Origin of the sequence: Oscillibacter sp. GMB15532 (genome assembly GCF_041020825.1) — a bacterium.
In the GTDB taxonomy this organism is placed as follows: Bacteria; Bacillota; Clostridia; order Oscillospirales; family Oscillospiraceae; genus Oscillibacter.
Map to the genome: position 1 here is coordinate 15291 of NZ_JBEVTO010000007.1, position 18757 is coordinate 34047.

Sequence of the window (18757 nt, forward strand, 5' to 3'; positions counted from 1 at the left end):
CCTCCTTTAAGTTCTGATTTTTGGGACAAATCCTGTGAATCAATTCAAACGTCTTTTCCAACAAGCTGGTCGGCTACGATATTCTGATATCTGGGATCATCAAAGGTTCCAACCTTGTCGTACTTTTTGCAGTTGAACATCTGCTTAAAGAAGCCAATTCCCATCAGTACCAGCAGAATTGAAACCGGCAGTCCCAGCAGGACGCTGACCGTCTGCGTATTCGCCAAAGAGGCCTTCCCGCCGGCAAGCAGGAGCACGGCTGTGATTAATGCCATGGAGATTCCCCAGAACGCAATGGAGAGCTTGCTGATGGGGCCGTTATTTCTACCGGTAGACGCGGCCAGTGTGACGGAAACGGCGCTTGCCTTTGTGTTGAAGGAAATTGCAGCACACACCAAGGTTACAATAATTGTAAAGCTTGCGGCGGGCAGGGCTTTCATCAACTCATAGGTAGCGGCATCCTTGCCATTTTCGATAATGGCGGCGCCAATGCCTGCATTTTCAAAGATGTCAAAATACATACCCGTACCGCCAAAGACAGTCATCCATATCCAGCAGAAAAGAGCGGGAAATACCAGATTGACCATCACAAATTGCCGCAGCGTGCGGCCTTGCGCCAGCTGTGCCAGAAACAGCCCGGTAGGGGGGCATGCACACAGCCACCAGGGCCAGAAAAACGCGGTCCACGTATTCATGAAGCCGTCCTGCTCAAACGCGTCCCAATTTGTAGACAGGGTGGGCAGGTTTTGCAGATAAGAACCAACGGATGCGACAAAGCTCTCAATTAAAAAGCGGGTGGGCCCAAATACCAGAACAAACACCAGAAGGAAAATGTACAGCAACATATTAAAATTGCCGACCTGCTTCATGCCGCCGGAGATGGGCGTGAGAGACACTCCCACATAAAGAACCGCCATTACCAGAATCACGACGGCGGCGACGGTAACAGAGTTCGGGATGCCAAACGCATAGTCCAAACCGGCGCTGATCTGTAATGCACCCATGCCCAGAGAGCTGGCAATACTGCAAACAATGGAAATGGTGATGATGGCCTCAAAAATCTTACCGGGCATCCCATAAATCTTATCGCCGATCAGGGGATAAATCGCCGAACTGCAGCGGAAGGGTAGCTTCATATTCTGCGTGGCAAACGCAACCATGACGCCGGCGCCGCAATACATTGCGAAAAACACGGGACCCCAATGATGAAATGTCCAGTTCATAGAGGCCTGTGCGGCGCCGATAGAGTACGCCTCAACGCCATCCATCGCAGCAGGCGTAGCAAAGTGCATCATTGGCTCGGCAGTCCCCCAAAAGCTGATGCCAATAGCCATTGCCGATGTAAAAGAAAGTGCGATCCAGGAGCCTGTGCTCATCAGCGGCTTCGAGCTTGCACCGCCAAGCCTGATTCTTCCGTATTTACTGAACATGGCAAAGCAGCAAATAAAGAACATCATTAAGACAACCAGACCCATGAACCATCCCAGTTCGTCAAGAATCCAAGTCAGCGCCGCACCCATGGCCGCACTGAACTGCGCAGGAATTGCAATCGCCAGAACAGTAATAATGACAACAATAATTGCCGGAGGAAGGAAGATACCCGGATCGATTTCATTGAAAAATTTCTTCATGTTATTCTCTCCTCTTCTTCACATTTCGCGCACACCTGTCCGATACCTGCCCAACATGTTTATGTCGGCTGCCGTTTCACTGCTTTTGTCCGCCAAAACTCATTTTCGTATTACAGAGACGACAAAATTTCCTTAGCGTACTCAACTGAAATGTTTTGAGCGGAAATCATCTTCGCAACGACTTCATCCAATTGCCCTTCCGTGGCGCCAGCCACGGTGGCGAGATTCCGGGCGTGGAGCTTCATGTGGCCCTTCTGGATTCCGTCGGTGGCGAGCGCCCGCAGGGCGGCAAAATTCTGCGCAAGACCCACGGCGGCAATAACCTGCGCCAACTCCGCGGCGGTGGTCACGCCCAGAAGCTTGACGCACGCCTGCGCCGCAGGATGAATCTTCGTGGCGCCGCCCACCAGTCCCACGGGGGTGGGCAGCTCAACGGAGCCGGTAAGATCTCCGTTTGCGTCCTTCTCCCAGCGGGTCAAGGAAGTATAGCGGCCGCTCCGCGCGCAGTAGGAATGTACACCGGCCTCAATCCCGCGCCAGTCGTTGCCCGTGGCAACGATGACGGGATCAATTCCGTTCATAATGCCCTTGTTGCTGGTAGATGCCCGATAGGGGTCCGCCGCTGCGAAGGCGTAGGCCGCCACAACGCCGTCCACCACATCCTCGCCGCCAACAGCCTCCTTGGTGAATTTTGCGGTGGCGCGGGCCAGACGGTGATCCGCCAGATTGGAGAGAATACGCAGCTTTACCGTGCCGCCGGTGAGCTGCTCAATGGTGGGAGCCACAGCCTCCGCCATAGTGTTTACGGCGTTGGCTCCCATGGCGTCGCCTGTGTCCACCAGCAGATGGGTCACCACCATAGGACCAATCTGAGAGTCCAGGATACGGACTTCCAGATCCTTTGCCCCGCCGGTGATCTTCACCAGAACAGGGTCCTTTGCGTTGGCGATATCTAGAATTTCCTGTTTGTGGTGCAGGATAGTCTGTCTGGCAAAAAAGGGATTTGCCACGCCGATGCACTGGACCTGCGCAATCATGATATTGCCGGTATAGCTGGTGGTGAAGCCGCCCGCCTCCCGGGCCATTTTCGCTGCGTTGGACGCGGCAGCCACAACGGAGGCCTCTTCCACCACCATGGGGATGATATACTCCTTGCTGTTGATGAGGAAATTCATGGCCACGCCGATGGGCAGCTGATAGGTCCCGATGACGTTTTCAATCACATGATTTGCCGTTTCAAGGCTCAGTGCACCGGGATTGGTCAGGCATCCGAGCTCCTCCTCCGTCAAACCGGAAAACTCTGCCGCTTCCGCGGCTCTCTCCTGAACGGACAGCTTATGAAATCCGGGGTATTGATTTGTTTTCATTGGAAACACTCCTTTCAAAAATCAGGGCTTTTCCGCAGCTGGTATTTACCAGTCCGTGTTTACCTTCATCCGCATGAAGGCGGACCCCATGGACTTTCCCAGACTGTCCAGCCGCAGGGAATGGGTGGCGCCGCCGCCCAGAGCGTGCTTCATCACAAAGTTCATTCCGTAGAGGGTATCTACGTCGTAGCGGGTGATTTCCCCCATTACCATTCCTCCAAAGTAGTCCCGGACCCGCCCTACCGTAAGAATACGCTTGAGGTATTCATAGTCCTTGGGGTCCCGCGCAAAGATACACACGTTGCTGGTGTCACCCTTGTCACCGCTGCGCCCGTGGGCCAGCGTGTTCAGATAGACCGTTGCCATATCACTTCACCTCCAGAATGTGAGATTCCAGTCGAACTGCGTCTCTGGGAATCAACGTGGGCCACAGGCCAATCACGTCGGTGACGTGGGCGCGGCCACCGAAGAAGGAGGCACCCGGCGGGCCGTTGAGCTGCAAGGGACTGATTTCCGGAATAATCAATTGTGCGTCCTTTTTCTCCTTGGTGCGAATGGCGATGCGGAGGACCACCTCGTTCATGCGGCGGATCAGGTCCTCGTCCACCTCGGCCACGTCTAGATGCAAAGCGTTGAGCCCCACATAGTCAATCCGCAGGTCCTCGTACTGCATCCCTTTGCGCTCCAGCTTCTTCATCAGGATGTCTGCGGCATACTGTGCCTTCTCATAGGCGTCCGGCCAGGCGAAGGACAGATACGTGACCACTTTGTACCCGGCGTGATACCCCAGGCACAGCTTCAACTGATCCGGCTTTGCCTTTCCCTTCACGCCGCCCACCCGGACGCGGTTGTCGCCACTCTGGGTGAGGGTGGCATGGCTGATATCCACCGTGACGTCGGGGGTAATATAGTTGGCAGGATCATGGACCTCATACAGGAACTGCTCCTTGCAGGACTGCTCGGAGATCAGTCCGCCGCAGTCCGGCGCTTTGGTGATATGGAAGTCGTCTTCCGTCAGCTCTGCAATGGGGAACCCCAGCCGGTCCATGTCCGGAACGCCGCGCCAGTCATACTCGAAGTTGCCGCCGGAGCCCTGTCCGCCGCACTCCAGCAGGTGTCCGGCCATAATGCCCCGGGCCAGATTGTCCAGATCGCCGTCTTTCCAGCCAAACTCATGGGCCAGCGGCGCAAGGAACATGGCGCTGTCCGCCGCCCGTCCGGTGAGCACCGTGTTTGCTCCCTGCGCAAGACATTCCATGATGGGCTCTCGCCCAAAATAGACGTTGGCATTCACCAGCTTATCCTTGATCTCATTGAAGTCGCCCACGTCGTCCATGTTCTTGAACTCGCAGCCGTCGGCAATCATTCGGGGGATTTCGTCCAGCAGGTCGTCGCCGGTGACATAGCCGATTTTGTAGCCGTGCATTTCCTGCTCCTCCGCCACGGCCCTCAGCGCTTCCACCGCGCCGGGAATGTTCATGCCGCCGGCATTGGTGATGATGCCGATTTTCTTTTCATAGGACTCCCTGCCAACCTCTTTCATCAGGCTGATAAAGTCCCGGGCGTAGCCGGCGGCGGGGTTTTTCATCTTCTGGCGCTGCATGATGGACAGCGTCAGTTCCGCCAGATAATCACAAGCCATATAATTCAGATTTCCGTGCCGAATCATGTGGATGGCCGCGTCCGGGCTGTCGCCCCAGAAGCCCTGACCGCCGCCAATGGATATTTTCTTCACGTCCTAACATCTCCTTCTATTTTCGTTCGTGAAATACAATTTCCTCAACACCTTGATTATAACAACGCCCCTCCCAGAAGTCTTTTGTGGGGATTTCCACAAAAGAGGTCCAGCCATTACACAAAAAAGCGGCAAACCGTATCCTTTTTGACACGGCTTGCCGTTTACTTTTTGGCACTGTTTACTTTTCGCCACAAGACAGGACTCCCAGCTCGGCACATTTCCGATAGAAGGTCCGTCTGCTCAGACCCAGCCGCGTCATGGCCGCCGTCCGATTGCCGCCACAGGATTGCAGTGCCTCCTGGATTACCCCCGCTTCAAAGGCCCTCATCTGGTCTGCCAGAGGTGCGTCGCTGTGAGGCCTGCGGGGTGCGCACTGGCTGAGTTCTGCGCAATCCTGCTCCTCTGTCCGCTCAAAAACAGGCAGACTGTCGTCCGCCAGAATGACCGCCCGCTCCACGTAACTCCTCAGCTCCCGCAGATTCCCGGGCCAGCCGTATCTTTGAAGCTCCCGGTAGACCGAGGGCGAAAACGTCACAGTTCTGTGATACTTTTCGTTGCACTCGGACAGGAAGCGGTTTGCGATGGGGACAATGTCATCCTGCCGCTCCCGCAGGGGCGGAAGGGACACCGTAATCGTATTTAACCTGAAAAACAGTTCCTTGCGGAATCGCCTCTCCCGCACCAGCGGCTCCAGCGGCTGGCTTGCGGAGGCGATCAGGCGCACGTCCGGCAGGCTTCCTTCCTCGTGGCCCCCCGGAGCCATCCCGTCCCGCTGCAAAAGATACAGCAATCGCGTCTGTGCCGGCAAAGGAAGTTCGTCAATCTCGTCAAGAAACAAAGTCCCGCCGTCCGCCAAGGCAAATTTTCCCTGCCGCTGCCTGCCCTCGTCGCCGAACAACTCCTCTTCAATCATGTTCGGGGGAACAGCGGCGCAATTGACCGCGATCAGTGGCTTTTCCCTGCGGCTGCTGCATTGGTACAGATACCGGGCCATGGCGTTTTTCCCGGTGCCGCTCTCGCCGCAAATCAGCAGCGGCACGTCCGTAAGCGCCACGGTGGCGGCCTTTTGGATCGTGGTCTGCAACGCCTTGTTGAACGAGGCAATCCCCAGCTTCTCGGCCGTGGCCTGACTGCGGATTCTCTGGGAATATTCATCCACGATGCCGGACATCTGGCGCATCTCCTGATTCAATTGGTGAAGTCTGGTCACGTCCTGAAAAATGGAGACAGCCCCCAGAAACTCCGCCCCATCCCACAGGGGAAACGCCCGGAGAGAGACGTATTTTTTAATGGAGGGAATCAGCTGTTTTTCGCTGGTGAAAGACATGCGCTTGAGCAATGCCTGATTTAAAAGGGAGCCCGGCTCCACCTCTTGAATCCGTTTGCCCAGAATCCGCCGCAGAGGCACACCCAAAACCGAGACATACGCCGGATTAGCGTAGAAAATACGCCCGGCGGCGTCAACGACGATGACGCCGTCGTTCATACTGTCCAAAATCTGTTCAAACCGGAACCTTTGCTGGCGGCGTATCAGGTAGAGCAGCGTTTCTTTCTGCACCTTTCCAAACACGGAGGCCTGGCTGTTCGCTATGTAAATCGTTTCCGGATACTCCGCCAGCTCCTCTGCCGTCAGTTCGGAGATCGTCCGGCCGCCCTGAAGTACACAGGTGAAATCCGGCTGATCCTCCGCCCGGATGCGTTTTGAAAAATCCCGTAATTTCATAACAGCCCTCTTTCCGCTCTGCGCATCGGTTTACAGGTGCAATTATGGCACAGATATCGCCGCTGTGCAAGCCGCCTTTTATGTCTGACACTGAAACAGGCATCTGCTTTCAATGCGCGTCTCTTTGCGTCTTGACTTCCTTTTTTAAGAAGACATTACACAGCTTTAACAACAGACTACTTGTACTCCACTCCCCGTTGTAGTAGCCTGTTTGTGCATTCCCCGAAAGTGCATGAACGACCACATGGAGGTGAACTGATGCAAAATTCCGAAACGGCTGGGGACCGATCCCAGTCTGACATTCTTGAGGAAATTCTAAAGGGGGGACATATCAAGCCTGTATATCAGCCCATCGTATTTTTGTCCAGCGGACAGATTTACGGGTACGAGGCCCTCAGCAGGATTTCCAGACAAGAGCTCCAGATGAACATTGAGCAGATGTTCCGGCTTGCCGACAAAAACGGAAATGCGTGGAAACTGGAAAAGCTGTGCAGAGCGAGGGCATTGGAAAACGCCGCGCAGCTATCCGCCGACAAAAAGCTGTTTCTCAACGTAAATTCCAACATCCTCTACGACCATCAATTCAGGACGGGCTTTACAAGAGAGCACCTGCAGGAATACGGACTGAATGCCAGCAACATTATATTTGAAATCACCGAACGCGTTGCGGCCCTTGATAGCAGCGCGTTTTTGTGTTCCATCGATCACTACAAAAAGCAAAGCTACGGAATCGCCATCGACGACGTGGGCGCGGGCTATTCCGGACTGAACAACATCGCCAGTGTAAAGCCAAACTTAATCAAGCTGGACATGAGCCTCGTCCGGGATATTGACAAGGACGAAATCAAGCGGCTGCTTTGTAAGGCGATGGTCGACTTCGGGAAAAGTGCCGGGATTCAATTGATTGCCGAGGGAATTGAGACAGAAGAGGAGCTGGCGGTGCTCGTCAGGCTGGGCGTCGATCTGGGACAGGGCTATTTTCTGGGAATCCCGCAGGAGTCTTTTTCTCCGATTGCGGTCGAAAAGGTGGAAACCATCAAGCGATGCCACGCAAAGCAGTACAACGAAAATCTCATAACCTCGGTCTATCCTATCGTGGGGCATCTGGCAAAGCCCGGCTATATCGTTTCCCCCAGCGAAAAGCTGGGATGCATCTATGAGACGCTGAAGCTCAATCCCTCCGTCACAGAGTTTTCAGTGGTACGGGATGATATGACCATGGGGTTTATGACGCGCACGGACTTAAATGAGCTGCTTGGCGGCAGATACGGCTATGGCCTCCACTCCAAAAAGACGGTTCAGCAGGCGATGAAGCCGGATTTCTCCCGAGTAAACTACGGAATGACGGTGGACGCGGTTTCGCGGCTCGCCATGCAAAGGCCGTTCGAGCAGCTGTACAATCCCATTGTGGTGGAAAAGGACGGAAAGTACCTGGGGATTGTGACCATTAAAAACCTGCTGGATGCCTGCACCAAGGTGGAGGTGGACATTGCAAGGCATTCCAATCCCCTGACGGGTCTGCCGGGCAACCTCGTGATTGAAAAAGAAATCCAGAGCCGCATTTTCGCAGACGCGCCCTATTGTGTTACTTATTACGATATTGACAACTTCAAGGCATACAACGATGCCTACGGTTTTGAAAACGGGGATAAAATGCTCACGCTTCTGGCGGAAACTCTGAAAGTCTGCGCCGTGGGGGAGGAATTTATCGGGCACATCGGGGGCGACGATTTCATCGTCATCTGTGATTACCACGAGGGAGAGCGGTATTGCCGGGCGGTGGTGGAGCGCTTCTCCCGGGAGGTGGCCTCGCTGTACCGCGACGAGGATATCAAAAACGGCTACATCATCTCCAAAAATAGAAACGGCGTGACCGAAAACTTCCCCATTGCCGGGTTATCCGTCGCGGGGATTTCAAACCGGGCCAGAGACTATAAAAATATCGGGGATTTTTCGCAGGACATTGCCCAGCTAAAAAAGAAATGCAAAAAACAGCCCGGGAACTATATTGAAATCCTGTAAGGAACCCGCAGCCTGCACCCGAAAGATGGGGTAAAGCATCCGCCCAATTTTTCGGGGAGTTTGAGGAACCGGCCCCCCGCGGCTCACCGCATGGGGGCTCTTGCCATCATGGACACGTATTGGTGAATCGTCTGGGTGCGTCGCGGATCGTGGAGCCGCAGATATTGCTTTTTCGCCTTGCGCTGGGCGCTTTGCCGCTCCTGAAAGCTGCGCCAGCGGGCACAGCCCTTGTGGCAGCCCTCCTGATATTCGTGACATCCGGTTTGACATGGCAGCATGTTTCATCGCTCCTGTTCCTAATTTATAATAAAAAAATGCCTGAACGGGCCTGCCCGCAAATTGCGCGGCAGTCCATTCAGGCACAGGTAAAAAGCGGGAACGCGCCCGCCCGGGAATCACGGCATACGGCATTACGGCAGGCTCCTTTCCCACGGATACTACCAGTTTAACTCCGTTTTAAGAAGCGTGTCTCCGCATTTGTGTAAGGTTCAGGTAAAATCTTGGCGGACGGCACGTCCGGCGCCCGTGCACGCGGATGTTCAAAGGATAACAGCCTGGGCCGCAGCGGGAATGTCGCCCACCCCGTCCAGAATCAGCCGGGGCCGGTAGGGGAAATTCAGGCACTCCTCGCGGGTTGTGACGCCGGAGAGAACAAGCACGGTGTCAAGTCCCGATTCGATGCCCGCCACGATGTCGGTGTCCATCCGATCCCCGATCATGACGGCATCCTCGGAGTGTACCCCCAGAAGCTTCAGCCCTGTGCGCATCATCAGCGGGTTGGGCTTGCCCACATAGTAGGCCTGCTTTCCCGTGGCCAGCTCAATGGGCGCCAGCAGCGCCCGGCAGGCCGGGGCAATGCCCGATTCCGTAGGGCCGGTCAGGTCATAATTGGTGGCGATCAGCTTTGCGCCGCCGTTCACCAGCCGAACGGCCTTTGTAATCATGGCAAGGCCATATCCCGCCGGTTCCCCTACCACGACGTAATCCGGGTCCACATCGTTATAGGTGACACCCGCGTCGTACAGCGCGTTCTGAAGCCCGTGATCCCCCATGACATAGGCGCTGCATCCGGGGGCCTGGCTGTTCAGGAAATGCGCCGTGGCCAGGGCACTGGTGTAAAAATGGGACGCGTCTACAGCAAGGCCCATCCGCTCCAGCTTCTGTTGCAGCTCCCGGGGCGTGTTCTGGCCGGAATTGGTGAGGAAGAGAAAATTCTTCTCTTCCTTTTTCAGCCAGTCGAGAAATTCCTTGACCCCCGGCAGCAGGCGGTTCCCGTGGTAAATCACGCCGTCCATGTCGCAGATAAATCCCTTTTTCTCAAGTAGCTGTTTCAAATCCATACGCCTCACTTTTCTTTTATATCTTTAATAAAGGCCGCGCAGCGCCCTGCGGGCCAGTCCGGTAATTTTCTCCGTCAGGGTAGGCTTTGTGGGAAGACAGGGGGCCGCACTGTGAATCGAAGCCTCCATAAATTGGACCTGACTGTCATAGGGAATCGGCTGCTGCCCCCGTTTCCGGCAATACAGCCCGTCCGGCGTCATGAAGCTGGCCTTGGCGGTATCCCTGAGCTGGCAGGACAAAATCCACAAAAGCTGATCCCTCAGGTCCCTGTCGTGAACGGGGCAGGCAATCTCCACCCGTCGGCTGAGATTGCGGGTCATCAAATCCGCCGAGGAGAGGTACACCTTAGCCTCCTGGCCCTTTCCAAAGCAATAGATGCGGGCGTGTTCCAGAAAGCGCCCCACGATACTGGTCACATGGATATTCTCGGTTTCCCCGGGAACCCCGGGGAGAATGCAGCAAATCCCCCGGACGATCATCTGCACCTCCACTCCCGCCCGGGAGGCGGCACGGAGCCGGTCGATGACCTCCCGTTCCGTGACGGAATTGACCTTGATACAGATGTATCCATTATACCCCAGCGAAATCTGCTCGTCAATCAGGTCGCAGACGGCCGATTTAATTCCGTTGGGGGAGATCAAAAGCTCACGGTATTCTCCGTTCAGATTATTTACCAGCATATTCCGAAAAAAGGCCGTGGCATCCTCTCCAATGGCGTCGGAAGCGGTCATAATGCTCAGATCGGTGTACATAGCGTTGGTCTTTTCGTTGTAATTTCCGGTTCCGATCTGGGTAATATATTGTACCTTCCGTTTTCCCCGCAGGGTGATAAGACAGATCTTACTATGACATTTGAAACCGTCCATTCCATAGATGACCTGACATCCCGCGTCCTCCAGCAGTTTGGACCAGGAGACGTTGTTGGCCTCGTCAAATCGAGCCCGCAGCTCCATCAGGACAATAATCTCCTTGCCATTTTCGGCGGCGCGGCACAGGGTGTGGGCGATTTTGGAGGAGGACGCCAGTCTGTAAATGGTGATTTTGATAGACAGCACATCAGGATGCTCCGCAGCTTCGCTCAGCAGACGCAGAAACGGGGTCACAGAGTCAAAGGGAAAAAACAGGAGCTTGTCCCCCCGCTGCACCTGCTCCACAATACTTTCCTCCAGGCGGATGTCTTCCGGCCACCGGGAGCGGTACGGCTGATGGAGCAGAGCCGCGGCCTTTGAGTCCGGCAGCTCCTTTGCAAGCTCAAATACATATCGCATATTCAGCGGACAGGAATCCACGTAAACCTGCTGCTTTTCTACCTTCACCAGCTTTGTCAGCCGGGTTAAAAAGCCGTCTGATATTTTTTTGCTGATTTCCAGCCGGATTGCCGATAGACTGCCTCTTTTCTTCAGCAGCTTCGTCACTCGAATGCGAAAATCTTCCTCGCTGTCCTCAAATTTTTCATCGTCGAAGCCGATGTCCGCGTTGCGCGTGACGCTGACAATGCAGGATTCCTCCACCTGGTAAGCGCCGAACAGAGATGAAAGTCTCTGCAAAATCATTGTTTCCGCGCGGATATACCGCAGCACCTCACCTCCCAGCCTGAAAAAGGGAGGCAGGATCTCCGGTATGGGAACCAGCCCCACGGAGGGTTTCCCTTTCTTATCCGTCAAAAGCGCCGCCGCATACAGGGCTTTGTTTACCAGATGAGGCGCCGGGTGACGGCTTCCGATGATGATGGGCGAGATAATGGGTAGGATATTCGACTTGAAATAGGCGTTCACCGTAGTTTGCTCCCAGTGCGTAAGCTGAGAAAAAGATAGATCCGCCACGCCCTGCCGCGCTAAATCCGCCGTCACCGACGCGTAAATCTGTTCCTTCAGCTCGATCAGGCCCGGTATGGAGCGATAGATTCCTCCCAACTGCTCCGAGGCAGTCATGCCGCTTTTATTGTCCGCCTCGTCGGGGGAGACGAGGGCGATATCAAACAGGCTGCCCACCCGGACCATAAAAAACTCGTCCAGATTACCGGAGAAGATGGCAATGAATTTCAGTCGCTCCAAAGGGGGATTGGTACGATCATCCGCCTCCTCCAGCACCCGCTGGTTAAACCGCAGCCAGCTCAGCTCCCGATTCTGGGTATAGGCGTACTGTCCCGGGTCAATTACAGAATCTTGCGGCACAGATATCCCTCCCGCACTCCGTATTTTCCGATTTCAAGGATTTTGGCATCAAGCAGATGAAACAGGCTGTGCAGCACCAGAATTCCCGGCACAATGGTGTGAATCCGATCCGGCGACAGCTTTAAAATCAGGTCGATGGCCTGTCTGTCTCCCCGGCACAATATGGCGCACAACCCGTCCAACTGCTCCGCGCTAATGGCGCGGCCTCCCTCCGGCTGAGGATACACCGCGCCCGCCAGCTTTAAGACGGCGCGCCCGGTGCCCCCCACGCAGACCAGCGGCAGCTGCCGCTCAAAATCGGGCAGACTACTCCTGTCCAGTTCGGCTTGAATCGTCTCCCGTATTTTTTTCAGGGCATGCCTGCCCGGAAGAATCTTCTTGACACAGCTTCGATACAGGTTCAGTGACCCGATGGGGAGGCTGAGGGAACGGAGCGGCCGGTCTTCGTCAAACAGTGCAAGCTCCGTGCTGGCGCCGCCAATATCGAGGACCGCGCCGTGGGAGAGCTGAAATTCCCGCATGGCACCGGTATAGCCGTACAACGCCTCTTCCTCCCCGCTGATCACCTCCACCTCCCAGCCGGTGCGGTCCCGGATCGCCGAGATGGCCGCTTCGGTATTGCTGATATTCCGCAAAGAGGCGGTGGCAAAAATGACCACGTCCCAAATATCCAGAGACGTAAGCATTTTTTTAAATTTCAGCAGACCCCGGCAGGCACATAAAATTCCCTCGTCGGATAATGTTCCGTTTTCCACATAACCGGCAAGCCCGGCCATGCTTTTTTCCCGGAACAGGATTTTGAAGGAGTTGCCCTCCGTTTCATAAACCGTCAAACGCATGGAGTTGGAGCCAATGTCAATCATGGCTTGTTTCATGTGATCTTCCTCTACTTTTACGTTCTCTCTTCCCACGTCGTATAGGAGCCAATCGTCTCCTATGATGGCTTAGTATACCCCGAAAAACGCGGCGGGGAATATCCCGGGGCGGTAAAGCCTGTGTGAAGCGCAGGTAAAGCATAAATGCGGCGCAAAAGGCAGCGCCGCAGCAGCCATGGGCCAATTTATCGGCCTGCCATGGAGCTATGCGCCCGAATCTGTTTACAGCTTTTACACAAGTGTGATCACAGATTTTGCATACGACGGCTATTCTTAATGTAGTGCAATGACAATCTCCGCAGCAATATTCTATTAGGGGTGAGTGCGTGAATGTATCTTTGTCCGTGGCTCGGGTTGGACCCTCTCACAAAAGAGAGATACTTGAAATCGGAGACGCCCATGCAATAACGGCTCCCAATGGGACAGTATGCGCAGTTATGTGCCCTGTCCGACTGGGGCCGTTTTTGTCTGCCGTAATGAATACAGGAAAGGAAAGACGATGATGCCGAAAACTTATGTTTTGGATACAAATGTCTTAATTCAGGCCCCATATGCGCTTCAATCCTTTGAGGATAACCATATTGTTTTGCCCATTGCGGTTCTGGAGGAGCTGGATACCCTGAAGACCAGTGATGGAGAAAAGGGGGCCAACGCGCGACAGGCAATTCGCTATTTGGAATCGCTTCGGACCGCGGGCAATCTCCTTGAAGGCGTACCTCTGCCGGGCGGTGGAACGCTGCGTCTGGAGGTCAATTGTGTTCACGTGAAGCTTCCGGAAGGCTTTCCGGAGCATAAAAGCGACAACCGCATTTTGAAGGTCTGTCAGGGACTGAAAGAAACGCAGGCACCCGTCATTTTGGTCACAAAAGACATTCTTGTACGGATCAAGGCCCAGATGATGGGGATAGAGGCAGAGGATTTTACAACAGAACAGGCGCCCATCGGTGACCAGCAGTACACTGGGCGCTGCGAAGCGTACGTCTCCGAAAAGAAGTTTGAATCCTTTAAGAAAAAGCACATTTCCCCCGACGATCTGTATCTGATGGATGAAACGGACCAGAAACGCGCTGTTGCGCTCATACCCAATCAGTTTGTTATCCTCAGGGCCGACCAGTCCGACCGCAAAACCCAGTTGGGGCGGTTTGACGGGAAAAAAATTGTCCCGCTGGCATACGGGAAGAAGAAACCTTACGGCGTTACGCCGCGAAATGTGGGCCAGTATTTTTTGCAGGAGGCGCTGATGACCGATACGGACAAAGCGCCTTTGGTCATCGTGAAGGGAACGGCGGGAACCGCAAAAACTTTTTACTCCCTGGCAGTTGGCCTGAACGCTGTAATGGAGCTGGAGGAGCCGGCTTACAGAAGAATCCTTATTTGCCGCCCGAATGTCCAGTTCGATGACGATATCGGATTTTTGCCTGGCGACGAGTCCGAAAAAATCGCGCCTTTGCTGCGCCCAGCCATTGACAATCTGGAGCTGTTGGTTGATCAGAATGAAAAGGAGCGATTTTCGGATGAGCACAGCCTTTCCGGGAAGGTGGAAGAACTATTCGACCGGGGTATTATTGTCGCGCAGGCACTCAATTTTATCAGAGGCCGCTCGGTCACCAAAACATATTTAATTATTGATGAAGCGCAAAACTTGACCCCAAAGCAGGCGAAGGGGATTATTACCCGGGCCGGAATGGGCACAAAGGTAATTCTTCTTGGGGATCCGAATCAAATTGACCACCCCCTATTGGACGAACGCACCAACGGACTGAGCTATGCAGCGGAAAAAATGAAGGGCAGTCCCCTCTGCTACCAAATTACATTATCCGCTGATGAATGTGAACGTTCCGCTTTGGCTATGGATGCAATCAAGAGAATGTAAGGGGACGTCTGTGTGAATGCCCAACTGCCAAAAGCACAGCCGAGAAGCTTCGGGGCGGTAACCTCCGGTTGTGAATACCCGGGGGTACCCCGCGATACCCTCCATGCCCGCGGAAGACATGCCGGAAATGCAGAAAGAAAATTAAACCTCTTGTGCACCTTGCCACGCAAAGAATTTTAATTTTAAATTGACTGAGTCAAGGATGCCATGCGCGTGTACTTGACGTGCAGCGTGTCACAGGTTTGAGTCTCGTAGCGTACACAAAAAAGAGCCTTAGAACCATTACGGTTCTAAGGTTCTTTTTGCACAGCACTGTAACAACTTGAAATGTCGATCCAAATATAGCATAATTGCAGACATGCTTTCACTTCGGGTTCCCAAGAAAACAAATTAAATGAACGACAGTCTATCCGACCCAAAATTTGAAATTGCGGCGCAGGCAGTAGTGTTGCGTAAATTCCATTAAAACAGGCAATTGTCAGTTTCAACAAATTTCGCCTTTAAATTGTGCAAGGAAACCAATGCCGCTTTAGGCAAAATGTGTAATTATATTAGCAGATCGTAAGTGGTTTCTGGCAAAAATATTATTTAGGCTGACATATCTAAGTTGGGAGGGACTATCGTTTATATGGGCGTTCTTGGATGTATTTTGGGCTTTCTGGTGGTCATTTACTTAACATATAAGGATTGGTCTGTATATCTGGCAACCTTTCTCGGCGTTTGTGTAGTAGTTCTGCTGAACCGGCTGAACTTTGTAACCGCGCTGACAGATACCTATATAGCTGGCGTGTACACAGCTATCAAGAGTTTCTTTTTTCTCATGGTATTTGGCTGTCTCCAGTCGTATCTGTACCGCGAAAGCGGCGCCGCATTTTGCATTGCCAATACCATTATGAAGAAACTGATTCGGGATGACGCGAGTAATACCAAAAAGAACTTAATTGGCATGGCAATTATTTTGGTGATTGGCACCATATTAAACCTTGGTGGAATTATTGCCGGTGTGGTAATTGTCTTAATGTATCCCATTGCATTGGCGGTATTTGAGCGCTGCGATATTCCCAAGAAATTTATTTTGGGCGTTTTGGGCGCCGCCTGCTATACGTTTACGCTGACGGTTCCCGGCAGCCCCCAGGTAACAAACGTGGCTGCCATGTCCGTTTTACACACGAGTGCGGGGGTTGCGATGGTTCCCGGGCTTGTGGGCGCTGTGGTAGAAGTTATCGTAATCCTTGTGTTAATGAACATCATGATTAATAAGGCAAGGAATAATGGGGAGCATTTTGTACGGCACGAGTTGGACCCTGCAACCGATCCGAATATGGATACGCCAGGCTTTCTGATATCCGTTATTCCCATGGCAATCCTGTTTCTAACATTTAATGCATTTAATTTAAACATCGTAGTTTGCCTGATTTTTACTTGCCTTCTGTCCATTGTACTGTTCTGGAAGCAGTTAAAGAATAAGGACTTGAAGCAGGTTTTGAGCCAAGCTGCCGCCGACTCCATTCCAATGACAATGACCGTTGGCGGTATTTGCGGTTTTGCGGGCGTTATTACCAGTACGGATGCATTTCAGACAATGCTAAACGCAATTGTCAGCATCAATCTCTCACCAATTTTAATTTGTTGGGTCGTCGTTGCGCTGATGTGTATGCTGACGGGCGGGTCTTCCACAGGACAACTGATTGCACTGCCTCAGATTGCGCCAAAATTGCTGGATATGGGACTGAATGTAAATGCGATTCATCGTGTCTCCGTATTTGCCGCCACAACGCTGGACTCAATGCCCTATTGCGGTTCCATTCTGATGCTGCTTCCGATGTGCCACATGAAACTGCGGGAGATATACCCCTCCATGTTTATCACCACGGTTGTGGCAACGTCCTTTGGTACGGCGGCTGTTGTATTGATGTGCACGTTGTTTCCGGGACTGGTATAATTATTTCTTGCGGTGCATCCGCTGTGAAACAGAGGACCTTTGTAGCCTATGGGATAATTTGAAAAGGCCGCATTTTAAAGGCACGGCGGCGACCCCGTCCGCGCTGTATTAATCAAATCATGTTTTTTAAGGTCCCCGGCGCAATGCGCCGGGGACCTTTCTTTGTTATAAGGATTCAGCCGTGCTCTGCATACACACCGCAGAATGTGTTATCCATCATAGGCAAGTATTTCGTGGATAATTTTCTTGAGAAAGCTCACTTTTTGTGCACGCTCTATTCAAGCTGCAATCCACACATTACTTAATGATCCGTGAGATATCGGTTTTTACGCCAAGCGTAAATAATAAATGAAAGCTGCAGGGTAAAAAGCAGGTGTTCTTCAGAAAAATCCAATTTATAGATATTCTCTATCTGCTGAATACGGTAATTAATTGTATTTCGATGGACGAACATCATCTGCGCCGTGCGATTCTTATTAAATCCAGTCTGTGTAAAGATGCGAAGCGTATCAAAAAATTCCGTTTTTTTCTGGCAGTCGTACTCTATGAGCGCCGGGAGCACCGGATGGCAGCACTGCTCCAGAAGCGCGTCATCCTCCACCTGATCTAAAAAGACGTACACCGAGCATTCAAGATAATAATTCAAAGGCTTTTTACAGGAGAAGCGGCTGGAGAGCTTTAACGCCGTGATCGCCTGCTGATAATATTCCAGAAGAGAGGAAATGTCTGAAAAGTGATTGCTGACCCCTGCAAACAAATGATTTTTCTGCATGCACAGCTCAATTGCGGCAAGCAGCTCGGAGGACAGGTTGCCTGTCTCGTCGGTTTGGGCAATTGCCACCAGCGCGCCTTTATAAACAAAGCAGGGCTGATGCTTTATCGCGTCGGAAATCTGCGGCAGCAGAGACTTGGAGAGAAATTGGCTGTGGCAGTTTGACGATGACTTGATGACAAGAATCCGCATATGAGATGGAACCTTGAGATTGACGCGCTTGGCGCGGGTAAAAATCTCGTTTTTTGAAGCGCCGTTTACCGCGTCCAGTAAAATATTGTTCTCAAAAACATTATAACAATAGTTGGCGTTTTTGAGACGAAGGATGGATTCCCCCATGCGTTGGGCCAGCAGCGGCATCAGCTTTTCCGTTTGCTTATCAAAATTCGGCTTGGAGTTAATGGCAAATAAATAGCCAAGCGGCTCGTTTTTATCCAGAATCCGTGCAACAAGAATATACATATTAATTTTGGAACAATACAGACTGAACACCGCCGGGCCCTTTGGCGCCCGGATATTTTGTCTGCGGGAATTGATATAGTCCATCAGCACATCGTCACAGTAGCCCTGCTGCACGCTTTGCATCCACAAGGAGTAATCCACATAAAACGGCGATGAGTTTGCAAGGATCTTTCCAGAAAGATCAATCGCCGCAAACTGATTTCCGCTCCGGATAAACAGTTCTGACAGGATGGAATTCAGGTCGTGCCCCAGTACCAGCTTTGAAATGGTTTCGGAATATTGAATTTGGGCCAAGGGGGAGGAATCCAACTGGGACTTTACATAGCGAAAGGCCGTGGGAAGGCTGACCGTGATTTTCGCTCCATTCTGAAGAGCAGCAGCCCGAAAGGGCGGAATATCTCCCGTATAGAGCAGGGTTTGCGGCAGCTTGGTCCCATATCCGACCTGCGCTCCGTCAAAAAAATAGAGCGTCGAATTGTTGAAATCCTGAAACGCACTGTCCATTAGGGTCAAATCCATAATTTCGCAGTCATTATCAATTTTGACATCTGAAATCATTCCGGCGTTTTGCAAGATGTCCAGTAAAACTGAAAATTTCATAAATTGACTCCCACCCTTATCCTTTTCTATAAAAATATATTAAATTATAATCTAGTGCAACCCCAAAGCTTGTTAAAGTAGTCTATAAATTATTCTAACAGACGGGCGCAATAAATGAATTGTCAAAAAAGACAAAAAGAAGTTCAATACTGTTTTCAGTGCACATAGGGCTTTTGTCACGGATTTGTTAAACTAAGCGCAACACCGGGTCCGGTTCACCTGGCTGTTGCCTGCCAC

General features: G+C 52.5%; 13 protein-coding genes. 3 read left to right on the plus strand and 10 right to left on the minus strand.

Annotated features, from left to right (window positions below; genetic code table 11):
* Window positions 1–44: 44 nt before the first annotated feature.
* The 5 genes from ABVS15_RS09425 to ABVS15_RS09445 form a co-directional block, all read right to left on the minus strand.
* Window positions 45–1631 carry a BCCT family transporter gene (locus ABVS15_RS09425; RefSeq protein WP_369283479.1) on the minus strand — a complete coding sequence of 529 codons (1587 nt, stop codon included), beginning with the start codon at window positions 1629–1631 and terminating at the stop codon, window positions 45–47.
* Window positions 1632–1741: 110 nt separating this feature from the next.
* Entirely contained in the window at window positions 1742–2998 is a 1257-nt protein-coding gene (locus tag ABVS15_RS09430) for a hydroxymethylglutaryl-CoA reductase, degradative (protein ID WP_369283480.1), read from the minus strand.
* Between the two features lie 45 nt (window positions 2999–3043).
* Window positions 3044–3364, minus strand: a complete 321-nt coding sequence (locus ABVS15_RS09435; RefSeq protein WP_369283481.1) for a hypothetical protein — start codon at window positions 3362–3364, stop codon at window positions 3044–3046.
* Window position 3365: 1 nt separating this feature from the next.
* Window positions 3366–4733 (minus strand): acyclic terpene utilization AtuA family protein, encoded by a 1368-nt coding sequence (locus tag ABVS15_RS09440; protein ID WP_369283482.1) that lies wholly within the window; start codon window positions 4731–4733, stop codon window positions 3366–3368.
* A 181-nt stretch (window positions 4734–4914) separates the two neighbouring features.
* Entirely contained in the window at window positions 4915–6459 is a 1545-nt protein-coding gene (locus ABVS15_RS09445) for a sigma-54 interaction domain-containing protein (protein WP_369283483.1), read from the minus strand.
* 258 nt (window positions 6460–6717) lie between these two features.
* On the opposite strand from ABVS15_RS09445, the gene ABVS15_RS09450 reads away from it, so the two are divergent.
* Complete coding sequence (locus ABVS15_RS09450) at window positions 6718–8481, plus strand: GGDEF domain-containing protein (RefSeq protein ID WP_369283484.1); 1764 nt, start codon at window positions 6718–6720, stop codon at window positions 8479–8481.
* 83 nt (window positions 8482–8564) lie between these two features.
* On the opposite strand, the gene ABVS15_RS09455 is transcribed toward ABVS15_RS09450, so the two are convergent.
* The 4 genes from ABVS15_RS09455 to ABVS15_RS09470 form a co-directional block, all read right to left on the minus strand.
* Window positions 8565–8759, minus strand: coding sequence for a hypothetical protein (locus ABVS15_RS09455; protein WP_369283485.1), 195 nt, complete (start codon window positions 8757–8759; stop codon window positions 8565–8567).
* Between the two features lie 261 nt (window positions 8760–9020).
* On the minus strand, window positions 9021–9821 hold the full coding sequence (locus tag ABVS15_RS09460) for an HAD-IIA family hydrolase (protein ID WP_369283486.1): 801 nt from the start codon (window positions 9819–9821) through the stop codon (window positions 9021–9023).
* 24 nt (window positions 9822–9845) lie between these two features.
* Window positions 9846–11996, minus strand: a complete 2151-nt coding sequence (ppk1, locus tag ABVS15_RS09465; RefSeq protein WP_369283487.1) for a polyphosphate kinase 1 — start codon at window positions 11994–11996, stop codon at window positions 9846–9848.
* A complete protein-coding gene (locus tag ABVS15_RS09470; protein ID WP_369283488.1) occupies window positions 11978–12871 on the minus strand; it encodes a phosphatase in 894 nt (297 codons plus the stop codon). Before ABVS15_RS09470 ends, ppk1 begins: the two co-directional genes overlap by 19 nt.
* Before the next feature lie 502 nt (window positions 12872–13373).
* Between ABVS15_RS09470 and ABVS15_RS09475 the strand changes: the two genes are divergently transcribed.
* Window positions 13374–14744 (plus strand): PhoH family protein, encoded by a 1371-nt coding sequence (locus ABVS15_RS09475; protein WP_369283626.1) that lies wholly within the window; start codon window positions 13374–13376, stop codon window positions 14742–14744.
* A 628-nt stretch (window positions 14745–15372) separates the two neighbouring features.
* Window positions 15373–16686 (plus strand): GntP family permease, encoded by a 1314-nt coding sequence (locus tag ABVS15_RS09480; RefSeq protein WP_369283489.1) that lies wholly within the window; start codon window positions 15373–15375, stop codon window positions 16684–16686.
* A 301-nt stretch (window positions 16687–16987) separates the two neighbouring features.
* Here ABVS15_RS09480 and ABVS15_RS09485 read toward each other — a convergent pair whose 3' ends face one another.
* Window positions 16988–18520 (minus strand): PucR family transcriptional regulator, encoded by a 1533-nt coding sequence (locus ABVS15_RS09485; RefSeq protein WP_369283490.1) that lies wholly within the window; start codon window positions 18518–18520, stop codon window positions 16988–16990.
* Between the last annotated feature and the right edge of the window lie 237 nt (window positions 18521–18757).

Coding starts and splice junctions, on each gene's coding strand:
- ABVS15_RS09425 (WP_369283479.1), bottom strand. CDS start 1,631: ATGAAGAAATTTTTCAATGAAATCGATCCGGGTATCTTCCTTCCTCCG.
- ABVS15_RS09430 (WP_369283480.1), bottom strand. CDS start 2,998: ATGAAAACAAATCAATACCCCGGATTTCATAAGCTGTCCGTTCAGGAG.
- ABVS15_RS09435 (WP_369283481.1), bottom strand. CDS start 3,364: ATGGCAACGGTCTATCTGAACACGCTGGCCCACGGGCGCAGCGGTGAC.
- ABVS15_RS09445 (WP_369283483.1), bottom strand. CDS start 6,459: ATGAAATTACGGGATTTTTCAAAACGCATCCGGGCGGAGGATCAGCCG.
- ABVS15_RS09450 (WP_369283484.1), top strand. CDS start 6,718: ATGCAAAATTCCGAAACGGCTGGGGACCGATCCCAGTCTGACATTCTT.
- ABVS15_RS09455 (WP_369283485.1), bottom strand. CDS start 8,759: ATGCTGCCATGTCAAACCGGATGTCACGAATATCAGGAGGGCTGCCAC.
- ABVS15_RS09460 (WP_369283486.1), bottom strand. CDS start 9,821: ATGGATTTGAAACAGCTACTTGAGAAAAAGGGATTTATCTGCGACATG.
- ABVS15_RS09470 (WP_369283488.1), bottom strand. CDS start 12,871: ATGAAACAAGCCATGATTGACATTGGCTCCAACTCCATGCGTTTGACG.
- ABVS15_RS09475 (WP_369283626.1), top strand. CDS start 13,374: ATGCCGAAAACTTATGTTTTGGATACAAATGTCTTAATTCAGGCCCCA.
- ABVS15_RS09480 (WP_369283489.1), top strand. CDS start 15,373: ATGGGCGTTCTTGGATGTATTTTGGGCTTTCTGGTGGTCATTTACTTA.
- ABVS15_RS09485 (WP_369283490.1), bottom strand. CDS start 18,520: ATGAAATTTTCAGTTTTACTGGACATCTTGCAAAACGCCGGAATGATT.